The 20,622-nt window shown below is 67.4% G+C and carries 15 protein-coding genes and 3 rRNA genes; all 18 read left to right on the top strand.

Annotated elements, in window-relative coordinates; genetic code table 11:
• The first annotated feature begins 165 nt into the window (after positions 1 to 165).
• The 18 genes from FNH13_RS11925 to FNH13_RS11840 all read left to right on the top strand — a co-directional run bounded on the left by FNH13_RS11925 (position 166) and on the right by FNH13_RS11840 (position 20,521).
• Positions 166 to 1,686: ribosomal RNA gene (locus FNH13_RS11925) — 16S ribosomal RNA — on the top strand.
• 392 nt (positions 1,687 to 2,078) lie between these two features.
• Positions 2,079 to 5,213: ribosomal RNA gene (locus FNH13_RS11920) — 23S ribosomal RNA — on the top strand.
• A 150-nt stretch (positions 5,214 to 5,363) separates the two neighbouring features.
• A 5S ribosomal RNA gene (rrf, locus tag FNH13_RS11915) occupies positions 5,364 to 5,480 on the top strand.
• The 16S, 23S and 5S rRNA genes sit together here, the layout of an rRNA operon.
• A 220-nt stretch (positions 5,481 to 5,700) precedes the next feature.
• The gene (locus tag FNH13_RS19090; protein ID WP_165700097.1) at positions 5,701 to 6,216 is read left to right on the top strand and encodes a hypothetical protein; all 516 of its coding nucleotides are present in this window, start codon (positions 5,701 to 5,703) and stop codon (positions 6,214 to 6,216) included.
• On the top strand, positions 6,120 to 6,950 hold the full coding sequence (locus tag FNH13_RS11905; RefSeq protein ID WP_143783617.1) for a tetratricopeptide repeat protein: 831 nt from the start codon (positions 6,120 to 6,122) through the stop codon (positions 6,948 to 6,950). The genes FNH13_RS19090 and FNH13_RS11905 overlap by 97 nt, the downstream gene beginning before the upstream one ends.
• Complete coding sequence (locus FNH13_RS11900; RefSeq protein WP_143783616.1) at positions 6,947 to 7,765, top strand: HAD-IIA family hydrolase; 819 nt, start codon at positions 6,947 to 6,949, stop codon at positions 7,763 to 7,765. Before FNH13_RS11905 ends, FNH13_RS11900 begins: the two co-directional genes overlap by 4 nt.
• A 100-nt stretch (positions 7,766 to 7,865) precedes the next feature.
• Complete coding sequence (locus FNH13_RS11895) at positions 7,866 to 8,075, top strand: hypothetical protein (protein ID WP_143783615.1); 210 nt, start codon at positions 7,866 to 7,868, stop codon at positions 8,073 to 8,075.
• 7 nt (positions 8,076 to 8,082) lie between these two features.
• The gene (locus tag FNH13_RS11890) at positions 8,083 to 8,904 is read left to right on the top strand and encodes a TlyA family RNA methyltransferase (protein ID WP_228266374.1); all 822 of its coding nucleotides are present in this window, start codon (positions 8,083 to 8,085) and stop codon (positions 8,902 to 8,904) included.
• Entirely contained in the window at positions 8,905 to 9,792 is an 888-nt protein-coding gene (locus tag FNH13_RS11885) for an NAD kinase (RefSeq protein ID WP_143783614.1), read from the top strand.
• A gap of 10 nt (positions 9,793 to 9,802) precedes the next feature.
• Positions 9,803 to 11,542, top strand: a complete 1,740-nt coding sequence (gene recN / locus FNH13_RS11880; protein WP_202878771.1) for a DNA repair protein RecN — start codon at positions 9,803 to 9,805, stop codon at positions 11,540 to 11,542.
• Between the two features lie 8 nt (positions 11,543 to 11,550).
• Positions 11,551 to 12,171: a phosphatase PAP2 family protein gene (locus FNH13_RS11875; protein WP_143783613.1), complete on the top strand. Its 621-nt coding sequence runs from the start codon at positions 11,551 to 11,553 to the stop codon at positions 12,169 to 12,171.
• A complete protein-coding gene (gene steA / locus FNH13_RS11870; protein WP_143783612.1) occupies positions 12,168 to 13,355 on the top strand; it encodes a putative cytokinetic ring protein SteA in 1,188 nt (395 codons plus the stop codon). The genes FNH13_RS11875 and steA overlap by 4 nt, the downstream gene beginning before the upstream one ends.
• On the top strand, positions 13,352 to 14,524 hold the full coding sequence (locus tag FNH13_RS11865) for a copper transporter (RefSeq protein ID WP_143783611.1): 1,173 nt from the start codon (positions 13,352 to 13,354) through the stop codon (positions 14,522 to 14,524). The genes steA and FNH13_RS11865 overlap by 4 nt, the downstream gene beginning before the upstream one ends.
• Positions 14,521 to 15,381 (top strand): hypothetical protein, encoded by an 861-nt coding sequence (locus FNH13_RS11860; protein WP_202878770.1) that lies wholly within the window; start codon positions 14,521 to 14,523, stop codon positions 15,379 to 15,381. The genes FNH13_RS11865 and FNH13_RS11860 overlap by 4 nt, the downstream gene beginning before the upstream one ends.
• 7 nt (positions 15,382 to 15,388) lie before the next feature.
• Positions 15,389 to 17,029 carry a murein biosynthesis integral membrane protein MurJ gene (gene murJ, locus FNH13_RS11855; RefSeq protein WP_165700096.1) on the top strand — a complete coding sequence of 547 codons (1,641 nt, stop codon included), beginning with the start codon at positions 15,389 to 15,391 and terminating at the stop codon, positions 17,027 to 17,029.
• 4 nt (positions 17,030 to 17,033) lie between these two features.
• Entirely contained in the window at positions 17,034 to 18,140 is a 1,107-nt protein-coding gene (locus FNH13_RS11850; protein ID WP_202878769.1) for a glycosyltransferase, read from the top strand.
• 6 nt (positions 18,141 to 18,146) lie between these two features.
• Positions 18,147 to 19,829, top strand: coding sequence for a CTP synthase (locus FNH13_RS11845; RefSeq protein WP_143783609.1), 1,683 nt, complete (start codon positions 18,147 to 18,149; stop codon positions 19,827 to 19,829).
• Positions 19,829 to 20,521 carry an NUDIX domain-containing protein gene (locus tag FNH13_RS11840; RefSeq protein WP_143783608.1) on the top strand — a complete coding sequence of 231 codons (693 nt, stop codon included), beginning with the start codon at positions 19,829 to 19,831 and terminating at the stop codon, positions 20,519 to 20,521. Before FNH13_RS11845 ends, FNH13_RS11840 begins: the two co-directional genes overlap by 1 nt.
• The last annotated feature ends 101 nt before the right edge of the window (positions 20,522 to 20,622 follow it).

Below are 20,622 nucleotides of genomic sequence, written 5' to 3'. Positions count from 1 at the left end.
TGGGTGTGTGTTGTGTTCTGGTGGCAAGGATTTCTTTGAATTGATGGATTGAGTCAGTTGACTCGTTTCTGTCTGCTAGTGATTGTGCCCTTCTTTGGGTCAAAGTTTGCCTGGCTGTGTTCCTTGTGCCTTTTGGGTGTGGGGGGTGTGGTTGGGTGTTTGATTTTAACGGAGAGTTTGATCCTGGCTCAGGACGAACGCTGGCGGCGTGCTTAACACATGCAAGTCGAACGATGAAGCCCAGCTTGCTGGGTGGATTAGTGGCGAACGGGTGAGTAACACGTGAGTAACCTGCCCTTCACTCTGGGATAACTCCGGGAAACCGGTGCTAATACTGGATATGACCTCCTTCCGCATGGTTGGGGGTGGAAAGTTTTTCGGTGGGGGATGGACTCGCGGCCTATCAGCTTGTTGGTGGGGTAATGGCCTACCAAGGCGACGACGGGTAGCCGGCCTGAGAGGGCGACCGGCCACACTGGGACTGAGACACGGCCCAGACTCCTACGGGAGGCAGCAGTGGGGAATATTGCACAATGGGCGAAAGCCTGATGCAGCGACGCCGCGTGAGGGATGACGGCCTTCGGGTTGTAAACCTCTTTCAGTAGGGACGAAGCTTTTGTGACGGTACCTACAGAAGAAGCACCGGCTAACTACGTGCCAGCAGCCGCGGTAATACGTAGGGTGCGAGCGTTGTCCGGAATTATTGGGCGTAAAGAGCTTGTAGGCGGTTTGTCGCGTCTGCTGTGAAAGCCCGGGGCTTAACTCCGGGTCTGCAGTGGGTACGGGCAGACTAGAGTATGGTAGGGGAGACTGGAATTCCTGGTGTAGCGGTGGAATGCGCAGATATCAGGAGGAACACCGATGGCGAAGGCAGGTCTCTGGGCCATAACTGACGCTGAGAAGCGAAAGCATGGGTAGCGAACAGGATTAGATACCCTGGTAGTCCATGCCGTAAACGTTGGGCGCTAGGTGTGGGGCTCATTCCACGAGTTCCGTGCCGCAGCTAACGCATTAAGCGCCCCGCCTGGGGAGTACGGCCGCAAGGCTAAAACTCAAAGGAATTGACGGGGGCCCGCACAAGCGGCGGAGCATGCGGATTAATTCGATGCAACGCGAAGAACCTTACCAAGGCTTGACATATACCGGAAACATTCAGAGATGGGTGCCCCGCAAGGTCGGTATACAGGTGGTGCATGGTTGTCGTCAGCTCGTGTCGTGAGATGTTGGGTTAAGTCCCGCAACGAGCGCAACCCTCGTTCTATGTTGCCAGCACGTGATGGTGGGGACTCATAGGAGACTGCCGGGGTCAACTCGGAGGAAGGTGGGGATGACGTCAAATCATCATGCCCCTTACGTCTTGGGCTTCACGCATGCTACAATGGCCGGTACAAAGGGCTGCGAAACCGCGAGGTGGAGCGAATCCCAAAAAACCGGTCTCAGTTCGGATTGGGGTCTGCAACTCGACCCCATGAAGTCGGAGTCGCTAGTAATCGCAGATCAGCAACGCTGCGGTGAATACGTTCCCGGGCCTTGTACACACCGCCCGTCAAGTCACGAAAGTCGGTAACACCCGAAGCCGGTGGCCCAACCCCTTGTGGGAGGGAGCCGTCGAAGGTGGGACTGGTGATTGGGACTAAGTCGTAACAAGGTAGCCGTACCGGAAGGTGCGGCTGGATCACCTCCTTTCTAAGGAGCACTTACCCGCTTCCACCTTTTGGGTGGGGTGGGTTGGTCTGGTCTTTGCACGAACGAGTGTTTCGTGGAGGCTAGCTTCGGGTGGAACATCGATTATGGGCCTGTTCGTGGGTTCCTGACTGTTTTTAGTACGACTCCCTTGTGGGGTGTGGAACAGAACTGGTTGGGGTTGCTTGCGGGTGGGTGTGACACGTTGTTGGGTCCTGAGGGATCGGGCCCCAACCCTTGCTGTGATGGTGGGGTTGGGTTCTGGTTGCTCTGGTTGTGCAGGGCCCTGGTCGTTCCCAGACCGCCGCAGGTGACTGTGGGCTGGTGGGGGCAGTGGCTGGGGTTGGCCTGTTTGTATGTTGAGAACTACACAGTGGACGCGAGCATCTTTGTGGCTTTAAGTTTTTAAGTGCACATGGTGGATGCCTTGGTACCAGGAACCGAAGAAGGACGTAGGAATCTGCGATAAGCCTCGGGGAGTCGATAACCAGACATTGATCCGAGGATTTCCGAATGGGGAAACCCGGCTGGCTTCATCGCCAGTCACTGCCACCTGAATATATAGGGTGGTTGGAGGGAACGTGGGGAAGTGAAACATCTCAGTACCCACAGGAAGAGAAAACAACATGTGATTCCGTGAGTAGTGGCGAGCGAAAGCGGATCAGGCTAAACCGGGCGTGTGTGATAGCTGGTAGGCGTTGCACGTTCGGGGTCGTGGGAGCGGCCGTTTCAGGGCTACCATCCTGGACTGGAGTAAGAAATTCTTGTTGTAGGCGAAAGGCTTGGAAGGGCCTGGCATAGTGGGTGAGACCCCCGTAGCCGAAACGATGAGGACTCCAGGTGTTGTTTCCCAAGTAGTACGGGGCCCGAGAAATCCCGTACGAATCTGGCAGGACCACCTGCTAAGCCTAAATATTCCCTGGTGACCGATAGCGGACAAGTACCGTGAGGGAAAGGTGAAAAGTACCCCGGGAGGGGAGTGAAATAGATCCTGAAACCGTGTGCATACAATCCGTCGGAGCCTCTTTGTGGGGTGACGGCGTGCCTTTTGAAGAATGAGCCTGCGAGTTAGTGCTCAGTGGCGAGGTTAACCCGTGTGGGGAAGCCGTAGCGAAAGCGAGTCCGAATAGGGCGATCATAGTCGCTGGGTCTAGACCCGAAGCGGAGTGATCTACCCATGGCCAGGTTGAAGCGCCGGTAAGACGGCGTGGAGGACCGAACCCACTTAGGTTGAAAACTGAGGGGATGAGCTGTGGGTAGGGGTGAAAGGCCAATCAAACTCCGTGATAGCTGGTTCTCCCCGAAATGCATTTAGGTGCAGCGTCACGTGTTTCTTACCGGAGGTAGAGCTACTGGATGGCTGATGGGCCTCACCAGGTTACTGACGTCAGCCAAACTCCGAATGCCGGTAAGTGAGAGCGTGGCAGTGAGACTGCGGGGGATAAGCTTCGTAGTCGAGAGGGAAACAGCCCAGATCACCAGCTAAGGTCCCAAAGCGTGTGCTAAGTGGGAAAGGATGTGGAGTTGCTGTGACAACCAGGAGGTTGGCTTAGAAGCAGCCACCCTTTAAAGAGTGCGTAATAGCTCACTGGTCAAGTGATTCCGCGCCGACAATGTAGCGGGGCTCAAGCACACCACCGAAGCTGTGGCATTAACATTTTGCTCGGCATCATCCCTTTGGGGGTGGTGTCCAGGCGTGTTGATGGGTAGGGGAGCGTCGTGTGGCGAGTGAAGCGGCGGAGTGATCCAGCCGTGGATGCCACACGAGTGAGAATGCAGGCATGAGTAGCGAAAGAGGAGTGAGAAACTCCTCCGCCGAATAACCAAGGGTTCCAGGGTCAAGCTAATCTGCCCTGGGTAAGTCGGGACCTAAGGCGAGGCCGACAGGCGTAGTCGATGGACATCCGGTTAATATTCCGGAACCGGCGAAGAACCGCCCAATACCGAATCAGTTGATGCTAACTGCCTGAAGCGCACCAATCGCTTTGATCACCTTCGGGTGTGATGAGTGGGTGTGTGGAACGCGGGACCCAAGACTGTAGTAGGTAAGCGATGGAAGGACGCAGGAAGGTAGCCTCCGCGTGGCGATGGTTGTCCACGTCTAAGAGTGTAAGGCGGGGTGTAGGTAAATCCGCACCCTGATGCCCCAGGCTTGATAGTGACCGCGTATGCGGGAAGAGGGTGATCCTATGCTGCCTAGAAAAGTTCCTAGCGAGGTTCGAGCCGCCCGTACCCCAAACCGACTCAGGTGGTTAGGTAGAGAATACCAAGGCGATCGAGTGAATCATGGTTAAGGAACTCGGCAAAATGCCCCCGTAACTTCGGGAGAAGGGGGGCCCGACCGGTCACACACCCTCGCGGTGTGGAAGCCGGGACGGCCGCAGAGACCAGCGAGAAGCGACTGTTTACTAAAAACACAGGTCCGTGCGAAGTCGCAAGACGATGTATACGGACTGACGCCTGCCCGGTGCTGGAAGGTTAAGGGGACGGGTTAGCCGTAAGGCGAAGCTCTGAACTTAAGCCCCAGTAAACGGCGGTGGTAACTATAACCATCCTAAGGTAGCGAAATTCCTTGTCGGGTAAGTTCCGACCTGCACGAATGGCGTAACGACTTCTCGACTGTCTCAACCATGAACTCGGCGAAATTGCATTACGAGTAAAGATGCTCGTTACGCGCAGCAGGACGGAAAGACCCCGGGACCTTTACTATAGCTTGGTATTGGTGTTCGGTACGGCTTGTGTAGGATAGGTGGGAGACTGTGAAGCGGGCACGCCAGTGTTCGTGGAGTCAACGTTGAAATACCACTCTGGTCGTTCTGGATATCTAACCTCGGTCCGTGATCCGGATCAGGGACATTGCCTGGTGGGTAGTTTAACTGGGGCGGTTGCCTCCTAAAGAGTAACGGAGGCGCCCAAAGGTTCCCTCAGCCTGGTTGGCAATCAGGTTTCGAGTGTAAGTGCACAAGGGAGCTTGACTGTGAGACAGACATGTCGAGCAGAGACGAAAGTCGGGACTAGTGACCCGACGGTGGCTTGTGGAAGCGCCGTCGCTCAACGGATAAAAGGTACCCCGGGGATAACAGGCTGATCCTGCCCAAGAGCTCATATCGACGGCATGGTTTGGCACCTCGATGTCGGCTCGTCGCATCCTGGGGCTGGAGTCGGTCCCAAGGGTTGGGCTGTTCGCCCATTAAAGCGGTACGCGAGCTGGGTTTAGAACGTCGTGAGACAGTTCGGTCCCTATCCGCTGCGCGCGTAGGAAACTTGAGGAGAGCTGTCCCTAGTACGAGAGGACCGGGATGGACGAACCACTGGTGTGTCAGTTGTCCTGCCAAGGGCACCGCTGATTAGCTACGTTCGGACGTGATAACCGCTGAAAGCATCTAAGCGGGAAGCACACTCCAAGATGAGGTTTCCACGCGACTTAGTCGCGAGAGGCTCCCAGCTAGACTACTGGGTTGATAGGCCGGACGTGGAAGCACAGCAATGTGCGGAGCTGACCGGTACTAATAAGCCGATAACTTAAACAACAAAGATGTTACGCGTCCACTGTGTAGCTCCCGAGATACAAACACCCCGGGACACCACCACACCACACACACCACGTGTGGAACGGCGAAGACCCCGAAGGGAAACCAACACGCACAACTACGTTGGGATAACTGATATCTCCATAGAGTTACGGCGGCCATAGCGAGAGGGAAACGCCCGGAAACATACCGAACCCGGAAGCTAAGCCTCTCAGCGCCGATGGTACTGCACTGGTGACGGTGTGGGAGAGTAGGACACCGCCGGACAAACATTCACCAGTAGCCCCCATCCGAGCCACCAGGCTCGGATGGGGGCTACTGGCATTTGTGGCTGATGTCCCTAGCCCCGACGGAGTTCCGTGATGGCCACGGGGCGTCAGGGCCTAGACTGCAGAAGAACTGAAACGAGGAGGCCGCATGGCTGAGGAGACGCCGGAGAACACTGGTTCTGAGGGCACGGGAGCCAGAGACCCCAGGAACTCATCACGTGACGGTCGAGAAGATCGTTCCGGCCAGGGGCAGCGCAAGGACAGCTGGCGCGACCGTGAGCAGGGCTACCGTGGCGGGGGCCGCGGCGCCGGCGGTGGGGACCGTCGTGAGGGCGGTAGTGAACGGCGCGGTGGTCGCAGCGAGTGGAAGCCTCGAGAAGATCGTGGACCGCGTCGTGATGATGACCGTCGTGGGGGTTACCGCGGTTCGGATGATCGTGGGCCGCGTCGTGATGATGACCGTCGTGGGGGTTACCGCGGTTCGGATGATCGTGGGCCGCGTCGTGATGATGACCGTCGTGGGGGTTACCGCGGTTCGGATGATCGTGGGCCGCGTCGTGATGATGACCGCGGTGGACCTCGCGCGCACGCCTCACGTGGTGGTGCAGGCCGTCCGTTCCGGGAGGATGAGAACCGCGTGTTCCGTCCCCGGCCCGACCGGAAGCCTGAGCCGGAGATTCCGGAGCACATCGAGGCCGGCCAGCTGGACAAGAGCGCCCGTCGTGAGCTGTTGACCCTCAGCAAGGAGAACGCCGACGGCGTGGCTCGACACCTCGTGGCCGCCACGGAGGCGTTGGCCGAGGGTGAGCTGGACGCCGCCCTGGCGCACGCCGAGAACGCGTCGCGACGTGCTGGCCGGGTCGCCGTCGTCCGTGAGGTCCTTGGCTTTGTCTACTATCGCCGCGGCGAGTGGGCAGAGGCACTGCGTGAGTTCCGCACCGCACGTCGACTCAGCGGCTCGCCCCACCTGCTGCCCCAGATCGCGGACGTCGAGCGGGGGCTCGGACGCCCGGGGCGGGCGATCGAGTTAGCTCAGGAGCCGGCCGCCGACTCGCTGGCCGCGGCGGACCGGGTGGAGCTGGCCATCGTGGTCAGCGGCGCGCGGCGCGACCTTGGCCAGGGAGACGCGGCGGTGCAGACCCTGCGCGAGATCGTCCAGGTCAGCCCGCCGCAGCGGTCCTGGTCGCCGCGCCTCTACTACGCCTACGCCGATGCGCTGCTGGGCACCGGCGCCCTGGAAGCGGCCCGGGAGTGGTTTGCCCGCGCCGTCGACGCTGATCGTGAGGGCGTCACTGACGCGGCGGACCGTCTGGCAGACCTCGACGGAGTCGACATCACTGACCTCAGCGATGGTGCTGACGACCAGGACGACACGCAGAGTGACCAGCGTGATGACCAGCGTGATGACCAGCAGGTCATGCCGGACCCACAGAGTGATCGTCAGTCGGAGGGTGAGCAGCCGTCATGACCTACCGGGCTCTGCTGTGTGACCTCGACGGCGTCGTCTACCGCGGCGCCACCGCCTGCGAGGGGGCCGTGGAAGGACTCGCGGCGGCCCGCCGCGCGGGGCTGCCCATCCTCTTCCTGACCAACAACGCCGCTCGGCTGCCTGGGGAGGTGGCTGAGCACCTCACCTCGCTCGGCGTGGAGGCGCACAGCGACGAGGTGCTCAATAGTTCGCAGATCGCCGCGAGCTATCTGCGTCAGCACCACACTGTCGCCGAGGGCACCTTCGTGCTGCCGGTCGGTGGACCGGGTGTCACTGCGGCCCTCGACGAGCAGGGGATCCCCGTCGTCGAGCCCAGCGAGGTGCTGCGTCACGGTGGCAGCAGCGTCATCAGCGCCGTGGTCCAGGGATACGGCGCAGCCGTCGGGTGGTCAGAACTGGCTGAGGCCGCATATGCCGTCGCAGGGGGCGCCTACTGGGTCGCGACCAACACGGACGCCACCCTGCCCACCGAGCGGGGACAGGCTCCCGGCAACGGCTCGCTCGTTGCTGCGGTGGCGCACGCGACCGGGCGCCAGCCAGACCTGGTCACCGGCAAGCCGCACGCACCCGCCTTTGAGATCGCGCTGCAGCGGCTCAACCTGCCCGCGCAGGACGTGCTCATGATTGGCGACCGCCTCGACACCGACATCGAGGGGGCCAACCGTGCCGGACTCGGCACGGCGCTGGTGCTCACTGGCGTCCACGGTCGCTCCGACGTCGAGGCGGGCACCCCGGACCAGCAGCCCGACCTCATTGCGGACACGATCCCGGACCTGCAGACGCATTGGGCCTGAGGCGCGCGAGCCAGACCCACGACCTCGGCGTCCAAGACACCAGCCCATCCACTGTGGACGGATCTGCCGTCGTGTCGGACCGCCGCGATAGCCTGATCGCATGACGCAGCCTCCTCAGACCGGTGACTCGCACGTGGACGAGACCCTCGCAGGTTTCCACGCCACGCGCGACCAGCCGCTCCAGGAGCGGGCCGAGGCTGCGCTCCAGGCGCAACGACGCCTGCAGGAGCGGTTGACCGAGTCCTCGCCGGGACAGGGACCGTCGGCCCCCATGGCGCGGGTGGCTGGCGCAGGGCGGCCCACCGCGTGACGGCCGCGTGAGCACCGAGCGTCTCGACCAGCACATGGTGCGGACGGGTCTCGCGCGCTCTCGCACTCTGGCTCAGCGCCTGATCAGGGCGGGCAGCGTGCATGTCGGGCAGGACACCGTCACCAAGGCGTCGTATGCCGTCGCTCCTGGTCAGCACGTCCGCCTCACCGTCGACGAGTCGCATCAGTGGGTCGGGCGAGGAGCCCTCAAGTTGCTCCACGCCCTGGCCGTCTGGGGGGAGGGGGCTGACCCGGGCCGGCTGCAGGTCACCGGACGTCGCTGTCTGGACGTCGGTGCCTCCACCGGCGGCTTCACCGAGGTCCTGCTGGAGCACGGTGCGGTGGCGGTGACGGCCCTGGACGTCGGACACGACCAGCTGGTCCCCGAGCTGGCCAACGACCCGAGGGTCACCGACCTGCCGGGCACCAACATCCGGGAGGTGACCCCCGAGCAGGTCGGCACCTTCGACCTGGTCGTCGGAGATGTCTCGTTCATCTCCCTGACCCTGGTGCTGCCGGCGGTGGCGCGGGTCGTCCGGCCCGGTGCTGATCTGATCTTTCTGGTCAAACCCCAGTTCGAGGTGGGACGCGAGCAGGTGGGGCGTGGTGGGATCGTCACGGCGCAGTCCGCCCGGGGTGGGGCGCTGGAGCGCGTGAGCGACGCCGCGCTGACCCTGGGCTGGCAGGTGCGCGGCATCGAGCGCTCGCCCGTGCGAGGCACCCACGGCAACACCGAGTACCTGCTGTGGCTGGCAACAGACAAGGCAGGCATGATGAGTGCGGACGGGATCACCGCCCGCATCCGTGAACTGCTCCGGGAGGACGACTAGATGACCCGTCGCATCCTGGTGGTCACGCACGCCAACCGCCCCGACCTGCCCGAGCTCGCGGCAGAGGTCTCGAGCAGGCTCCGCGAGCACGACATCGAGGTCCACCAGCTCGCTCAGGGCTGGGACAGCCTGGAGGACGACCCCGAGGTCAACGCGCTGGCTGCCGGGGCCGAGCTCGTCGTCATCCTCGGCGGCGACGGGACCATCCTGCGCGGCGCTGAGGTGTCCCGCAGGGCCGGGATCCCGCTGCTGGGCATCAACCACGGCCGGGTCGGCTTCCTCGCCGAGGCCGAGCGTGAGGAGACCTCAGAGGTCGTTCAGCGGATCGTGGCACGGGACTACACGGTCGAGCAGCGGATGACCCTGGAGGTCGCCGTCTTTCAGGCCGGCCGGCGGGTGGCCCACACCTGGGCACTCAACGAGGCGTCCGTGGAAAAATCCGCCCGCGAGCGGATGCTCGAGCTCACCGTCGAGGTCGACGGACGTCCACTGTCGACCTGGGGGTGTGACGGCGTGGTCATCGCCACACCCACGGGGTCCACCGCCTATGCCTTCTCCGGCGGCGGCCCGATCGTCTGGCCCGAGGTGCAGGCACTCCTGGTGGTCCCGATCTCCGCGCACGCGCTCTTTGCCCGGCCCATCGTGCTGGGACCGGACACGCGGGTGGCCGTGGAGGTCGTGGCGCACGCGACCACCCATGGCGTCATGTGGTGCGATGGGCGGCGCAGCGTCGACCTCCCACCCGGCGCCCGCATCGAGGTGCGCCGCAGCGAGACCCCCGTGCTGCTGGCCCGGCTGTCCTCCGACCCGTTCACCGACCGGCTCGTCGCCAAGTTCGAGCTGCCGGTCACCGGGTGGCGCGGCAAGCCGGACGGGACTTCCGCCTAGGGTGCAGGGCGTGCTGACACGCATGCGGATCCAACGACTCGGCGTCATCGATGACGCCGAGCTTGACCTGTCCCCGGGCCTGAACGTCATCACCGGTGAGACCGGTGCGGGCAAGACCATGGTCGTCTCGGGCCTGGGTCTGCTCTTTGGCGCACGGGCCGACTCCGCGATGGTGCGCAGCGGTGCCGCCTCGGCCGTGGTCGAGGGGGAGGTGGCGGTGCCGCCGGACCACCCGGCTGCCCGCCGGGTCGCGGCGGCCGGCGGTGAGACCGAAGAGGGGCTCATCCTGGTCCGCACCGTCAGCGCTGAGGGACGGTCCCGGGCCCACGTCGGCGGCCGGTCCGCCCCAGTGGGCGTGCTCAGCGAGGTGGGGGAGCACCTCGTCGCCGTGCACGGCCAGGCCGACCAGTGGCGCCTGCGTGCCCCCGAGCAGCACCGGGTCCTGCTGGATGCTTTCGGTGGACCTGAGATCGCCACGAGCCTGCAGCGGTATGCCGTGGCGCACCGCCAGTGGAATGCCACGCGGGAAGAGCTGGCGCGGCTGAGCACCGCCGGTGCCGAGCGGACGCTGCGGATGGAAATGCTCCGCGGTGCACTCGAGGAGATCGAGGCCGTGGATCCGCAGGAGGGGGAGGAGGACGACCTGCGCACCGAGGAGCTGCGGCTGGCGCACGCCGACGGTCTGCGCCAGGCCGCGGACACCGCCCACGCGGCCCTGTCCGGCGGCGACGACGCCGCCGAGGAGGTCCGTCCCGTCACGGAGCTGCTCGCCGGCGCCAGCCAGGCACTGGCCCCGGTCGCCGAGCACGACCCTGCCCTGCTCGAGCTGCGCAAGCGCCTGGACGAGCTGAGCTATCTGGCCGCTGACCTGGGCGGTGACCTCGCCTCCTATGGCACCGGCATCGACGTCGACCCCGCCCGCCTGGCCTGGGTGCAGCAGCGCCGCTCGGTGCTCTCCGCGCTGCTGCGCAAGTATGGCGAGAGCACGTCCGTGGTCTTGGCCTGGTCCGCCCAGGCCGCGCTCGAGGTCGCCGAGCTGGACGGGTCCGACGAACGGATCGCGGCCCTGAGCCAGGACGAGGCACGACAACGCGCCGAGGTGATCGCTGCCGGCGCCGCCCTCAGCAGCGCCCGGAGCGAGGCCGCCGCACGTCTGGGCACCCAGGTGGGCGCCGAGCTCGCGCACCTGGCGATGGCCGGGGCAGAGGTCGAGGTGACGGTGCGCCACCGCCCCGACGCAGACGGTCTCGACCTGGGCGACGGTGAGCGCGTGCGCGTCGCCGCGCACGGCCTGGACGAGGTGGAGATCCTGCTGGCCGCCAACGCCGGCACGGCCCCGCGCACCGTGACCAAGGCGGCCTCCGGCGGAGAGCTGTCGCGGGTGATGCTGGCGCTGGAGGTGGTCTCCGCCCAGGGCGACGTGCCGACCTATGTCTTCGACGAGGTGGACGCTGGTGTCGGCGGAGCCGCTGCCCTCGACCTCGGTGCACGCCTCGCCCAGCTGGCGCAGCACGCGCAGGTGATCGTCGTCACCCACCTCGGTCAGGTCGCGGCCTTCGCCGACAGCCACCATGTCGTGCACAAGAGCTCGGACGGCGCGATCACCGCCAGCGACGTGCGCTCCGTCGACGGACCCGAACGGGTGGCGGAGATCGCCCGGATGCTGGGCGGGGTCACCGACTCCCCGGCTGCGCTGGAGCACGCACGTGAGCTGCTGGAGGAGCACGCCCCCCGCCGGCTGAGCGGCTGAGGCGCGCCGTGTCCTCGGTCCAGCGTGCCCAGTGGCTCGCCGTGGGGCTGATGGCCTTCCTCACGCTGGTGTTCTTCTCCATCCTGTGGCGGCACACGTCGCTGGGGGGACGGTGGGACCCGTTGCTGGCCTCTCCGCTCATCCACGACCTGCCCTGGACGCTGCGCCGCCTGCTGAGCAGCCTGGGTCGCACGTGGCTCCCCCTGCTCCTCGCAGTGCTGGTCGCAGTCCTGTGGATCAGCGCCGTGGCGCAGCGACACCTCGGCGCGGCCCTGACGGCGCTGCTGGTGCCGAGCGCCAGCCTGCTCATGCTGGTGCAGATCCGGGACGGGTGGTTGGGTCTGGGCGTTGAGGACTTCCCCTCCGGGCACACGACCGCGGCCTGCTCGCTGCTCGTCTCGGTGGTGGTGCTGTGGCCGCGCCCGGCGTCGTGGGCGACGCTGCTGTGGACACTGACCCTCATCGTGGTCGCGGTGGGAAATGTCACCCTGCACGCGCACCTGCCGGGGGAGGTGATTGCGGCAGTACTGCTGGTGAGCAGCGTGACCGGCCTGCTCCTCGGCATACTTGCTCCTCGGCCGGTCACGGCCGTGTGGTCCCCGAACCGTGGCACGATGGGGCCACCATGAGCCTGTCCAACTCCCCGGTGCCTGCGGCAGCGTCCGAGGGTCCCTCCGTGAAGGGACCGGTCCGGGTCGACGCGCGCACCAAGAACCTCACCAAGCGACTCGCCCCCGGCGACATCGCGGTGATCAACCATGAGGATCTGGACCAGGTCAGCGCCTACGCCCTGGTGGCGTGCAAGCCGGCGGCCGTGATCAACGCAGCAGCCTCGATCAGCGGTGCCTATCCCAACCTGGGACCCAAGATCCTGGTCGACGCGGGAGTCCCGCTCATCGACCGGGCGGGTGAGGCACTGCTCACCCAGGTCACCGAGGGGGCCACCGGGCGGGTCACCGGCAGTCAGCTGTTCGTGGACGATGCCATGGTGGCCGAGGGGACCAAGCTGGACCTGGCGTTGATCGAGGCGGCGATGGAGGAGGCGCGGGGCAATATCTCCGAGCAGATCGAGGCCTTCTCGCGCAACACCATGCAATACGTGCGCGAGGAGCGCGACCTGCTCCTCGACGGCATCCCGCTCCCACCGATCCGCACCGACCTCGAGGGACGCTATGTCCTGGTCGTGGTGCGCGGTTACCACTACAAGGAGGACCTGCAGACCCTGCGGCCCTTCATCCGCGAGGCCCGGCCGGTGCTCATCGGCGTCGACGGGGGAGCGGACGCCCTGCTGGAGCTGGGTTATCGACCGGACATCATCGTCGGTGACATGGATTCGGTCGGCGACGCAGCTCTCAAGAGCGGCGCCGAGATCATCGTGCACGCCTACCGCGACGGGCGGGCCCCGGGGATGGAGCGCGTCACGGCACTGGGTGTCCAGGACGCCATCGTGCTGCCGGCGATCGGCACCAGCGAGGATGTGGCGATGCTGCTGGCCGACGGCAAGGGCGCTGAACTGATCGTCGCGGTCGGCACCCACGCCACCCTGATCGAGTTCCTGGACAAGGGACGTCAGGGCATGGCCTCCACCTTCCTGACCCGGCTGCGGGTGGGCAGCAAGTTGGTGGACGCCAAGGGCGTGAGCCTGCTCTATCGCAGCCGGATCTCCTCGGGAGCGCTGACCTGGCTGGTGCTGGCCGGCATGCTGGCGGTTCTGGCCGCACTCGCGGCGACACCGGGGGGCCGGACCGCCATGGGCGTCCTGGCGGTGCGCTGGGACGACCTCCTCGCCTGGATCGGAGGACTCTTCGGGTGATCGACTTTCGATACCACCTGGTCTCCCTGGTGGCCGTCTTCATGGCGCTCGCCGTCGGCATCGTGCTCGGCGCCGGACCCCTGGGACAGGAGATCTCCTCGACGCTGGAGGCCCAGGTCCGGGAGTTACGTGAGGAACGCAACGGACTGCGGGCCCAGCTCGACCAGGCCGAGGCGAGGGATGACCTGAAGAACCAGGTCGTCCAGATCCTCACGCCCACCGTCACGCAGGACCAGCTCAGCGGTCGCCGCGTGGCCGTGGTCACCCTGCCCGGGGCGGACCGCAATATCGTCGGTCAGCTGCAGGAACGGATCGGCACCGCCGGGGGACAGGTCGTGCTGACCGCACGGCTCGACGACTCCTGGGCGGACCCCGACACGGCGGCGACCCGCCACGAGGTAGCTGCGGAACTGGCCCCCACCGTGGCCGACCCGGAACCGCGTGAGGGTGGCGAGCCCACCGCTGAGACCGTCCTGGCCGCCGCGCTCAGCGGCCAGGACGAGGTGGCAGGCAGCAACGCCTGGCGCGCGGCCACCGACCGGCTGGAAGAGGTCGGCTTCCTGGACACGAACTGGGCCGACAACCAGGAGGAGGGAGCGCTGGCTCCGGACTCCTTCGTCATCGTCACCGGGACGCTGACGACCGAGCAGGTCGAGGAGGACACCGCCGGCGATCCGCAGCTGCAGCAGTCGCTGGACCTGATCACGGCGTTCGGTGTTCTCGGGACCCCGACCCTGGTCGCCGGCTACGGCACCGAGAGCTATTCCGACCCGGTGCAGTCCGCCGAGTCCCCGGTCGTGCGGGGGGTGCGAGCCGAGGCCGCGATGGCCGAGAACGTCAGCAGCGTGGACAACGTCGAGCGGGCGGCCGGCCAGCTGTCGGTGGTGCTCGGTCTGCGGTGGTCCATCGAGGGAGAGCCGGGTCACTGGGGACTGGGGACGGACGCTGTCGCTCCGGCGCCGCCTGTGCCTGAGCCACTGCCGCCGGAGAGCGAGCCCCTGGTGCCCGCCCCGACGCTGCCGCCCGATCCCACCGACGATGCGGACAGCACCGAGGAGCCGACCGGACCGTTGCCCCCGACCCCACCCCCGGGGGATGGGGCCGGTGATGGGGCCGGGGGCCAGCCGCCCACCGACACGGCACCCACGACCGGCACGCCGACCCCGTGAGGCCGCTGCGGGACGGGTTGCTCACCGCCGCCGGAGCGGCCGGCACTGCGCTGGTGTGGCACCACCTGCGCCAGCGCCGCGCAGAGCCCTGGTCGGCACGCTGGGAGCGGACCAATCACGCCGGATCGTCCGTGACCCTGCTCGAGGGCGTGGCCCTCGTCGCCGGCACGACCGGTACGGCGGTGCTCACTAGTGCGGGCTGGGGTGGCGGGGCGCTGCCCTATGCCGTGGCCTCCCTCGGTGCTGGCTCGCTCGGCGTCCTGGACGACCTGCGGCAGGACACGGACCGCAAGGGACTGGCCGGCCACCTCTCCGCGCTGGCCCACGGCCGGGTCACCACCGGCGCCGTCAAGGTGCTTGGCCTGGTCGCCACGGGGCTCGTGGCCGCCGCGGTGGAGAGTGGGCCTCCCCACACCATCGCCGGGCACGGGGTCGGCGCCCTGCGCGCTGCGGGCTCGGTGCTGGTCGGCGGCGCGGTCATCGCGGGCTCGGCAAACCTGGCCAACCTCTTTGACCTGCGGCCCGGGCGTGCCCTCAAGGTGGGCACCGTGGTGGCGGTGCCCCTGATGCTCTCCGGAGGTGGCTCGGCTCCCGCGGCGGTCACCCTGGGTGCCTGCCTCGCACTGCTCCCGCAGGACCTCGCGGGCACCAGCATGCTGGGAGACACCGGCGCCAACCCGCTGGGGGCGGTGCTGGGCGTCGCGCTCATCCAACGACAGTCCCTGGCCGCGCGGGTGGTCACCCTCGGCGTGATCACAAGCCTCACCCTGGCCTCGGAGAAGGTGAGCTTCACCCGGGTCATCGAGTCGACGCCGGTCCTGCGCGAGCTGGATGCGCTCGGCAGGCCACCTCGGTGAGGGTGGGATGAGCGGAGACAGTCCCACCGTCCGGACCGGTCCGAGCCCACGGCTGCTGGCCGGCAGCATCGCCGGTGCAGCCGGTCTCATTGCCGTCGTCACCCTGGTGGGACGGGCCGTGGGACTGGGCCGCTGGCTGGCGTTCAGCAACGGGGTCGGTGCCACCTGTGTCGGGGAGATCTACGCCACCGCCAACCAGGTCCCCAACGCCTTCTATGAGATCGCTGCCGGGGGAGCGCTCGCGGCGGTGGTGGTGCCCCTTGTCTCGGGGCACCTGCACCGCGGACGGGAAGACCTCGCCGACCGGACCGCCTCGGCCCTGCTGACCTGGTGCCTGACGGTCCTGCTGCCGCTCTCCATCCTGGTGGCCGTCCTGGCCCGACCCATTGCCCGCCTCCTGCTCGGCCCCGACGAGGGGTGCGGCACGGCAGCGATCGACACGGCCGTCACGATGCTCACCGTCTTTGCCCCGCAGGTGGTCCTCTATGGCATCGGCATCGTCCTGTCCGGCGTCCTGCAGGCCCACCAGCGCTTCCTGGCCGCCGCCGTGGCGCCACTGCTGTCCAGCCTCGTGGTGATCGGGGTCTACCTGGCCTACGGCGCCTGGGTGGCCCCGGACGCCGGGCTGGCCGGCGCCCCTCGCAATGCCCTGCTCCTGCTGGCCTGGGGCACCACGGCCGGGGTGGTCGCCCTGAGCCTGCCGCTGCTCGTGCCGACCTGGCGGGCCGGGGTGCGGTTGCGCCCGACCTGGACCTTTCCGGCCGGCACCGCCCGACGTGCCGGCACCCTGGCGACAGCGGGCATCCTCGCCGTGGCCGCCCAGCAGGCGTGCGTGCTCGTCACGGTCTGGTTGACCAACTCCGCAGAGGGCGTCGGCACCCTCAACGTCTACACCTACGCCCAGACCGCCTACCTCCTGCCGTATGCCGTGCTGGCCGTCCCGCTGGCCACCGCGGCCTTCCCCCGACTCACCGCCGAGGATGCCGAGCCGGTGCTGCGGCGCACCCTGCTGGCCGTCGTCGTGGCCGGCGTCGTCGGCGCCGTGGCACTGGTCGCGGTCCGCCGAGAGGTGGGTGCCCTGTTCGTCACAATCGACGCCGGCAGCGGCGGTTCCGGAGCGACGGCCCTGCAGGCGCTGCCCACCGCGTTGGCCTGGTATGCCCCGGGGCTCGTCGGCCTCGCCGTGGCCGCGCTGCTGTCCCGGGCGCTCTATGCCCGCGGAGCCGCCCTGCTCGCCGGTGGAGCGGTGGCGCTCGGCTGGATTGTCGCTGCCCTGGTGCCCGTGGTGCACCTGACGCAGACGCAGGCCACGCCGAGTCAGTCCCTGGTGACCCTCGGTCTGGGGAGCTCGATCGGGATGTCCCTGACCGGCATACTCCTCATCGTCCTGGTGCGTCGCTCCTGGGGCTCGGCTGTGACACACCGGATCTGGGCACCGGCGCTGGTGGCCCTCGGTGGTGCCTTGCTCGTGCTCCTCGGGCGCGAGCTCGCTGCCGCGGTGGATGTGTCGCACTGGGCCGTGGCCCTGGTGAGCGGACTGGTCACCGGGTGCGCGGTCCTCGCGACCGCGCTGCTCGCGCTGCGCGTCGGTGCGCCAGCTGCGTTCGGAGACATGGTGGGAGGAATCCGGCGCCGTGGGGTTAGATAACGGGGTGAGCAGGATCCTGATGGTGACCGGGGTGGTCGCCGGGGGCGTGGGCCGGCACGTGGAGCAGTTGACCCGCAGTCTCGTCGACCTCGGGCACACGGTGCTGGTGGCCTCGCCGCCGGTCGTGGCCGCGCGCTTCGCCCTGGCCGACGCGGGCGCCGAACTGGTGCCGATCGAGATCGGCTCCCGGCCTCTGCCACAACGGGATCGGCGCGCCGTGGCCGCCCTGCGCACCGCGATGCAGGGCGTGGACGTGGTGCACGCCCACGGGGTGCGCGCCGGGGCGCTGTGCGTCCTGGCCCGGACCGGGAACCACCCGCCGCTCGTCGTCACCACCCACAACGCGCCACCCGAGGGACGCCTGGCAGCCGTCGTCCACCGCAACCTGGAGCGGGTGGTCTGCCGGGGCGCCAACCTGGTCCTGGGGGTGTCCCAGGACCTGCTGCAGAGCGCGCGTGAGCGTGGCGCGGCTGAGGTGGGCGCGGCAGTCGTCCCTGCGGCGCGCGCCGAGGCGACCGTGGACCGTCAGGCGGTGCGGGCGGAGCTGGGCCTGGCTGACGGCACGCAACTGGTGGTCGGCGTGGGCCGGTTGGCCCCGCAGAAAGGCTTTGACCGGCTGCTCGACGCGCTCGAGGTGGCAGGGACCAGCTCCGCTGACGCGCTGGTGGCGATCGCGGGGGAGGGTCCGCAGGCCGAGGCCCTGCAGCGGCGCATCGACCGAGCGGACCTGCCGGTGCGGCTGCTGGGCCATCGCACCGACGTGCCGGACCTGCTGGCCGCGGCGGACATCGCCGTGTCGTCGGCCCGCTGGGAGGGCCAACCGGTCTGGCTGCAGGAGGCCCTCAGCGTGGGCGCACCGATCGTGGCCACGGACGTCGGCGGCACCGAGGAGGTGCTCGACGGTGCGGGACTGCTGGTCCCCGGCGACGATGCCGAGGCCCTCGGAGCCGCGCTGACCGCTCTGCTGAGTGACGACATACTGCGCGCTGACCTCAGCGTCCGCGCACTGGCCCGGGCAGCAGACCTGCCCACTGCCGAGGACGCCGCGCGGGCGGCGCTGGAGGCCTACCGGCGTGCCTCGTCAGCCGCCGCGACACGTGACGTAGACTGACAGCCCGTGGCGGAGCAGACGAAACATATCTTTGTGACCGGAGGAGTTGCCTCCTCACTCGGCAAGGGCCTGACCGCCTCGAGTCTGGGACTCCTGTTGAGGGCGCGCGGCCTGCGGGTGACTATGCAAAAGCTCGATCCCTACATCAACGTCGACCCGGGCACGATGAACCCGTTCCAGCACGGTGAGGTCTTCGTCACCGAGGACGGGGCCGAGACCGACCTCGACATCGGGCACTACGAGCGCTTCCTCGACATCAACCTGCGGGGACGCGGCAACGTGACCACCGGGCAGGTCTACAACGACGTCATCGCCAAGGAGCGGCGGGGTGAGTACCTCGGCGACACCGTCCAAGTCATCCCGCACATCACCAACGAGATCAAGGCGCGGATGCGCGCCGACGCGCACGAGCTGTCCCCGGAGGACACCCCGGACGTCATCATCACCGAGATCGGCGGCACCGTCGGCGACATCGAGTCGCTGCCCTTCCTGGAGGCCGCGCGCCAGGTCCGTCACGACCTGGGCCGGGCCAACTGCTTCTTCGTGCACGTCTCGCTCGTGCCCTACCTCGCACCCAGCGGCGAGCTGAAGACCAAGCCCACCCAGCACTCCGTGGCCCAGCTCCGTCAGGTCGGCATCAGCCCCGACGCCCTCGTGCTGCGGGCGGACCGCGAGATCCCGATGTCGATCAAGCGCAAGATCTCGATGATGTGCGACGTGGAGGTCGACGGGGTCGCCAACTGCGTGGACGCCCCCTCCATCTACGACATCCCCAAGGTGCTGCACGCGGAGGGCCTCGACGCCTACGTCGTGCGCACTCTCGGGCTCCCCTTCCGCGACGTGGACTGGACCGACTGGGACGCGCTGCTGCGCCGGGTGCACGAGCCCGAGCACGAGGTGGAAGTCGCCCTGGTCGGCAAGTACATCGACCTGCCGGACGCCTACCTGTCGATCACCGAGGCGCTGCGGGCCGGCGGCTTCGCCAACGACGCCCGGGTGTCGATCCGGTGGGTGGCCTCTGACGACTGCCGCACCGAGGCTGGCGCCACCAGGGAGCTGGCCGGCGCCGACGCGATCCTGGTGCCGGGCGGGTTCGGCATCCGTGGCATCGAGGGCAAGATTGGAGCCCTGCGCTGGGCGCGGGAGCGCCAGGTGCCGACCCTCGGCATCTGCCTGGGTCTGCAGGCCATGGTCATCGAGTACGCCCGCAACGTGGCCGGCATCGACGGTGCCAGCTCCACCGAGTTCGACCCGGACACGCCGGCTCCGGTGATCGCCACCATGGAGGAGCAGCGCGCATTCGTGGAGGGCGCCGGCGACCTCGGCGGCACCATGCGCCTGGGCTCCTACCCGGCGACGCTGTCCGAGGGCTCGGTCGCCGCCGGCGTCTACGGCACCACCTCCGTCGAGGAGCGCCACCGCCACCGCTACGAGGTCGGCAACGCCTACCGCGAGCAGCTCTCCGACGCCGGCCTGGTCATCTCGGGCACCTCGCCCGACGGGGAGCTGGTCGAGTTCGTCGAGCTGTCCGCTGACACGCACCCCTACTACATCGCGACCCAGGCCCACCCGGAGTTCAAGTCACGACCGCACCGGGCGCACCCGCTTTTTGCCGGCCTCGTGTCCGCCGCCCTCGACGTGCAGCGCAGCCAGCGCCTGGTCGAGGTCGAGCGCGCCCCCGCCGGCTGATGGCGCTCGACGCCCCCCGGCTGCCCGCGCACGACCTCGAGGACCAGATCGCCCCACGGCCGGTCAGCCACTCCGAGCTGGTCCTGCGCGGCCGGGTCTGGGACGTGCGCCGCGACACCGTCGACCTGGGGGAGGCCGGCACCGTCGTCCGGGAGTATGTCGACCACCCGGGCGCCGTCGCAGTCCTGGCCCTGCGCGAGGACAGGGGAGCGCCGGAGGTGCTGCTGATCAAGCAGTACCGTCACCCGGTCGGTGCGCTCGAGTGGGAGCTGCCGGCCGGCCTGCTCGACGTGGAGGGGGAGCCACCGTGGCGGGCCGCAGCGCGGGAGCTTGCCGAGGAGGCGGATCTGCGAGCGGAGCGATGGGATCTGCTTGCCGACTACGTCTCGTCGCCGGGTGGTCTCAGTGAGGCCTTGCGGGTCTACCTGGCGCGCGACCTGTCCGACGTGCCCGACCATGAGCTCTTCGAGCGCGAGCACGAGGAGCTGGGTATGCCGACCGCCTGGGTCGAGCTGGACGACGCGGTTGAGGCCGTGCTGACCGGCAGGATCCGCAACGCCACTGTGGCGATCGGGCTGTTGAGTGCCCAAGCGGGCCGGTCCCGCGACTGGGAATGTTTGCGCGCGGCCGACGCGCCCTGGCCTGCGCACCGATCACCCGGGATCGTGGCTTCGTCACCGGAGACCTGTTGACGCACATGCCGCCCACTGGTAGTACAGGTGGATGCGGAAAACTTGGGCTGCGGTCGTGGCCGTTCTGAGTGCGTGCCTGCTGATCACGCCCGCCATTGGTG

The organism is Ornithinimicrobium ciconiae (assembly GCF_007197575.1).
GTDB classification, from domain to species: domain Bacteria; phylum Actinomycetota; class Actinomycetes; order Actinomycetales; family Dermatophilaceae; genus Ornithinicoccus; species Ornithinicoccus ciconiae.
The sequence above is the reverse complement of the archived record's forward strand: the minus strand, read 5'-3'. Positions and strand labels throughout refer to the sequence as shown.

What these genes read in the sequence shown, in the direction of transcription:
- FNH13_RS11885 (WP_143783614.1), top strand. Translation starts at nt 8,905, where the DNA reads ATGACCCGTCGCATCCTGGTGGTCACGCACGCCAACCGCCCCGACCTG.
- FNH13_RS11900 (WP_143783616.1), top strand. Translation starts at nt 6,947, where the DNA reads ATGACCTACCGGGCTCTGCTGTGTGACCTCGACGGCGTCGTCTACCGC.
- FNH13_RS11895 (WP_143783615.1), top strand. Translation starts at nt 7,866, where the DNA reads ATGACGCAGCCTCCTCAGACCGGTGACTCGCACGTGGACGAGACCCTC.
- steA (WP_143783612.1), top strand. Translation starts at nt 12,168, where the DNA reads ATGAGCCTGTCCAACTCCCCGGTGCCTGCGGCAGCGTCCGAGGGTCCC.
- murJ (WP_165700096.1), top strand. Translation starts at nt 15,389, where the DNA reads ATGAGCGGAGACAGTCCCACCGTCCGGACCGGTCCGAGCCCACGGCTG.
- FNH13_RS11840 (WP_143783608.1), top strand. Translation starts at nt 19,829, where the DNA reads ATGGCGCTCGACGCCCCCCGGCTGCCCGCGCACGACCTCGAGGACCAG.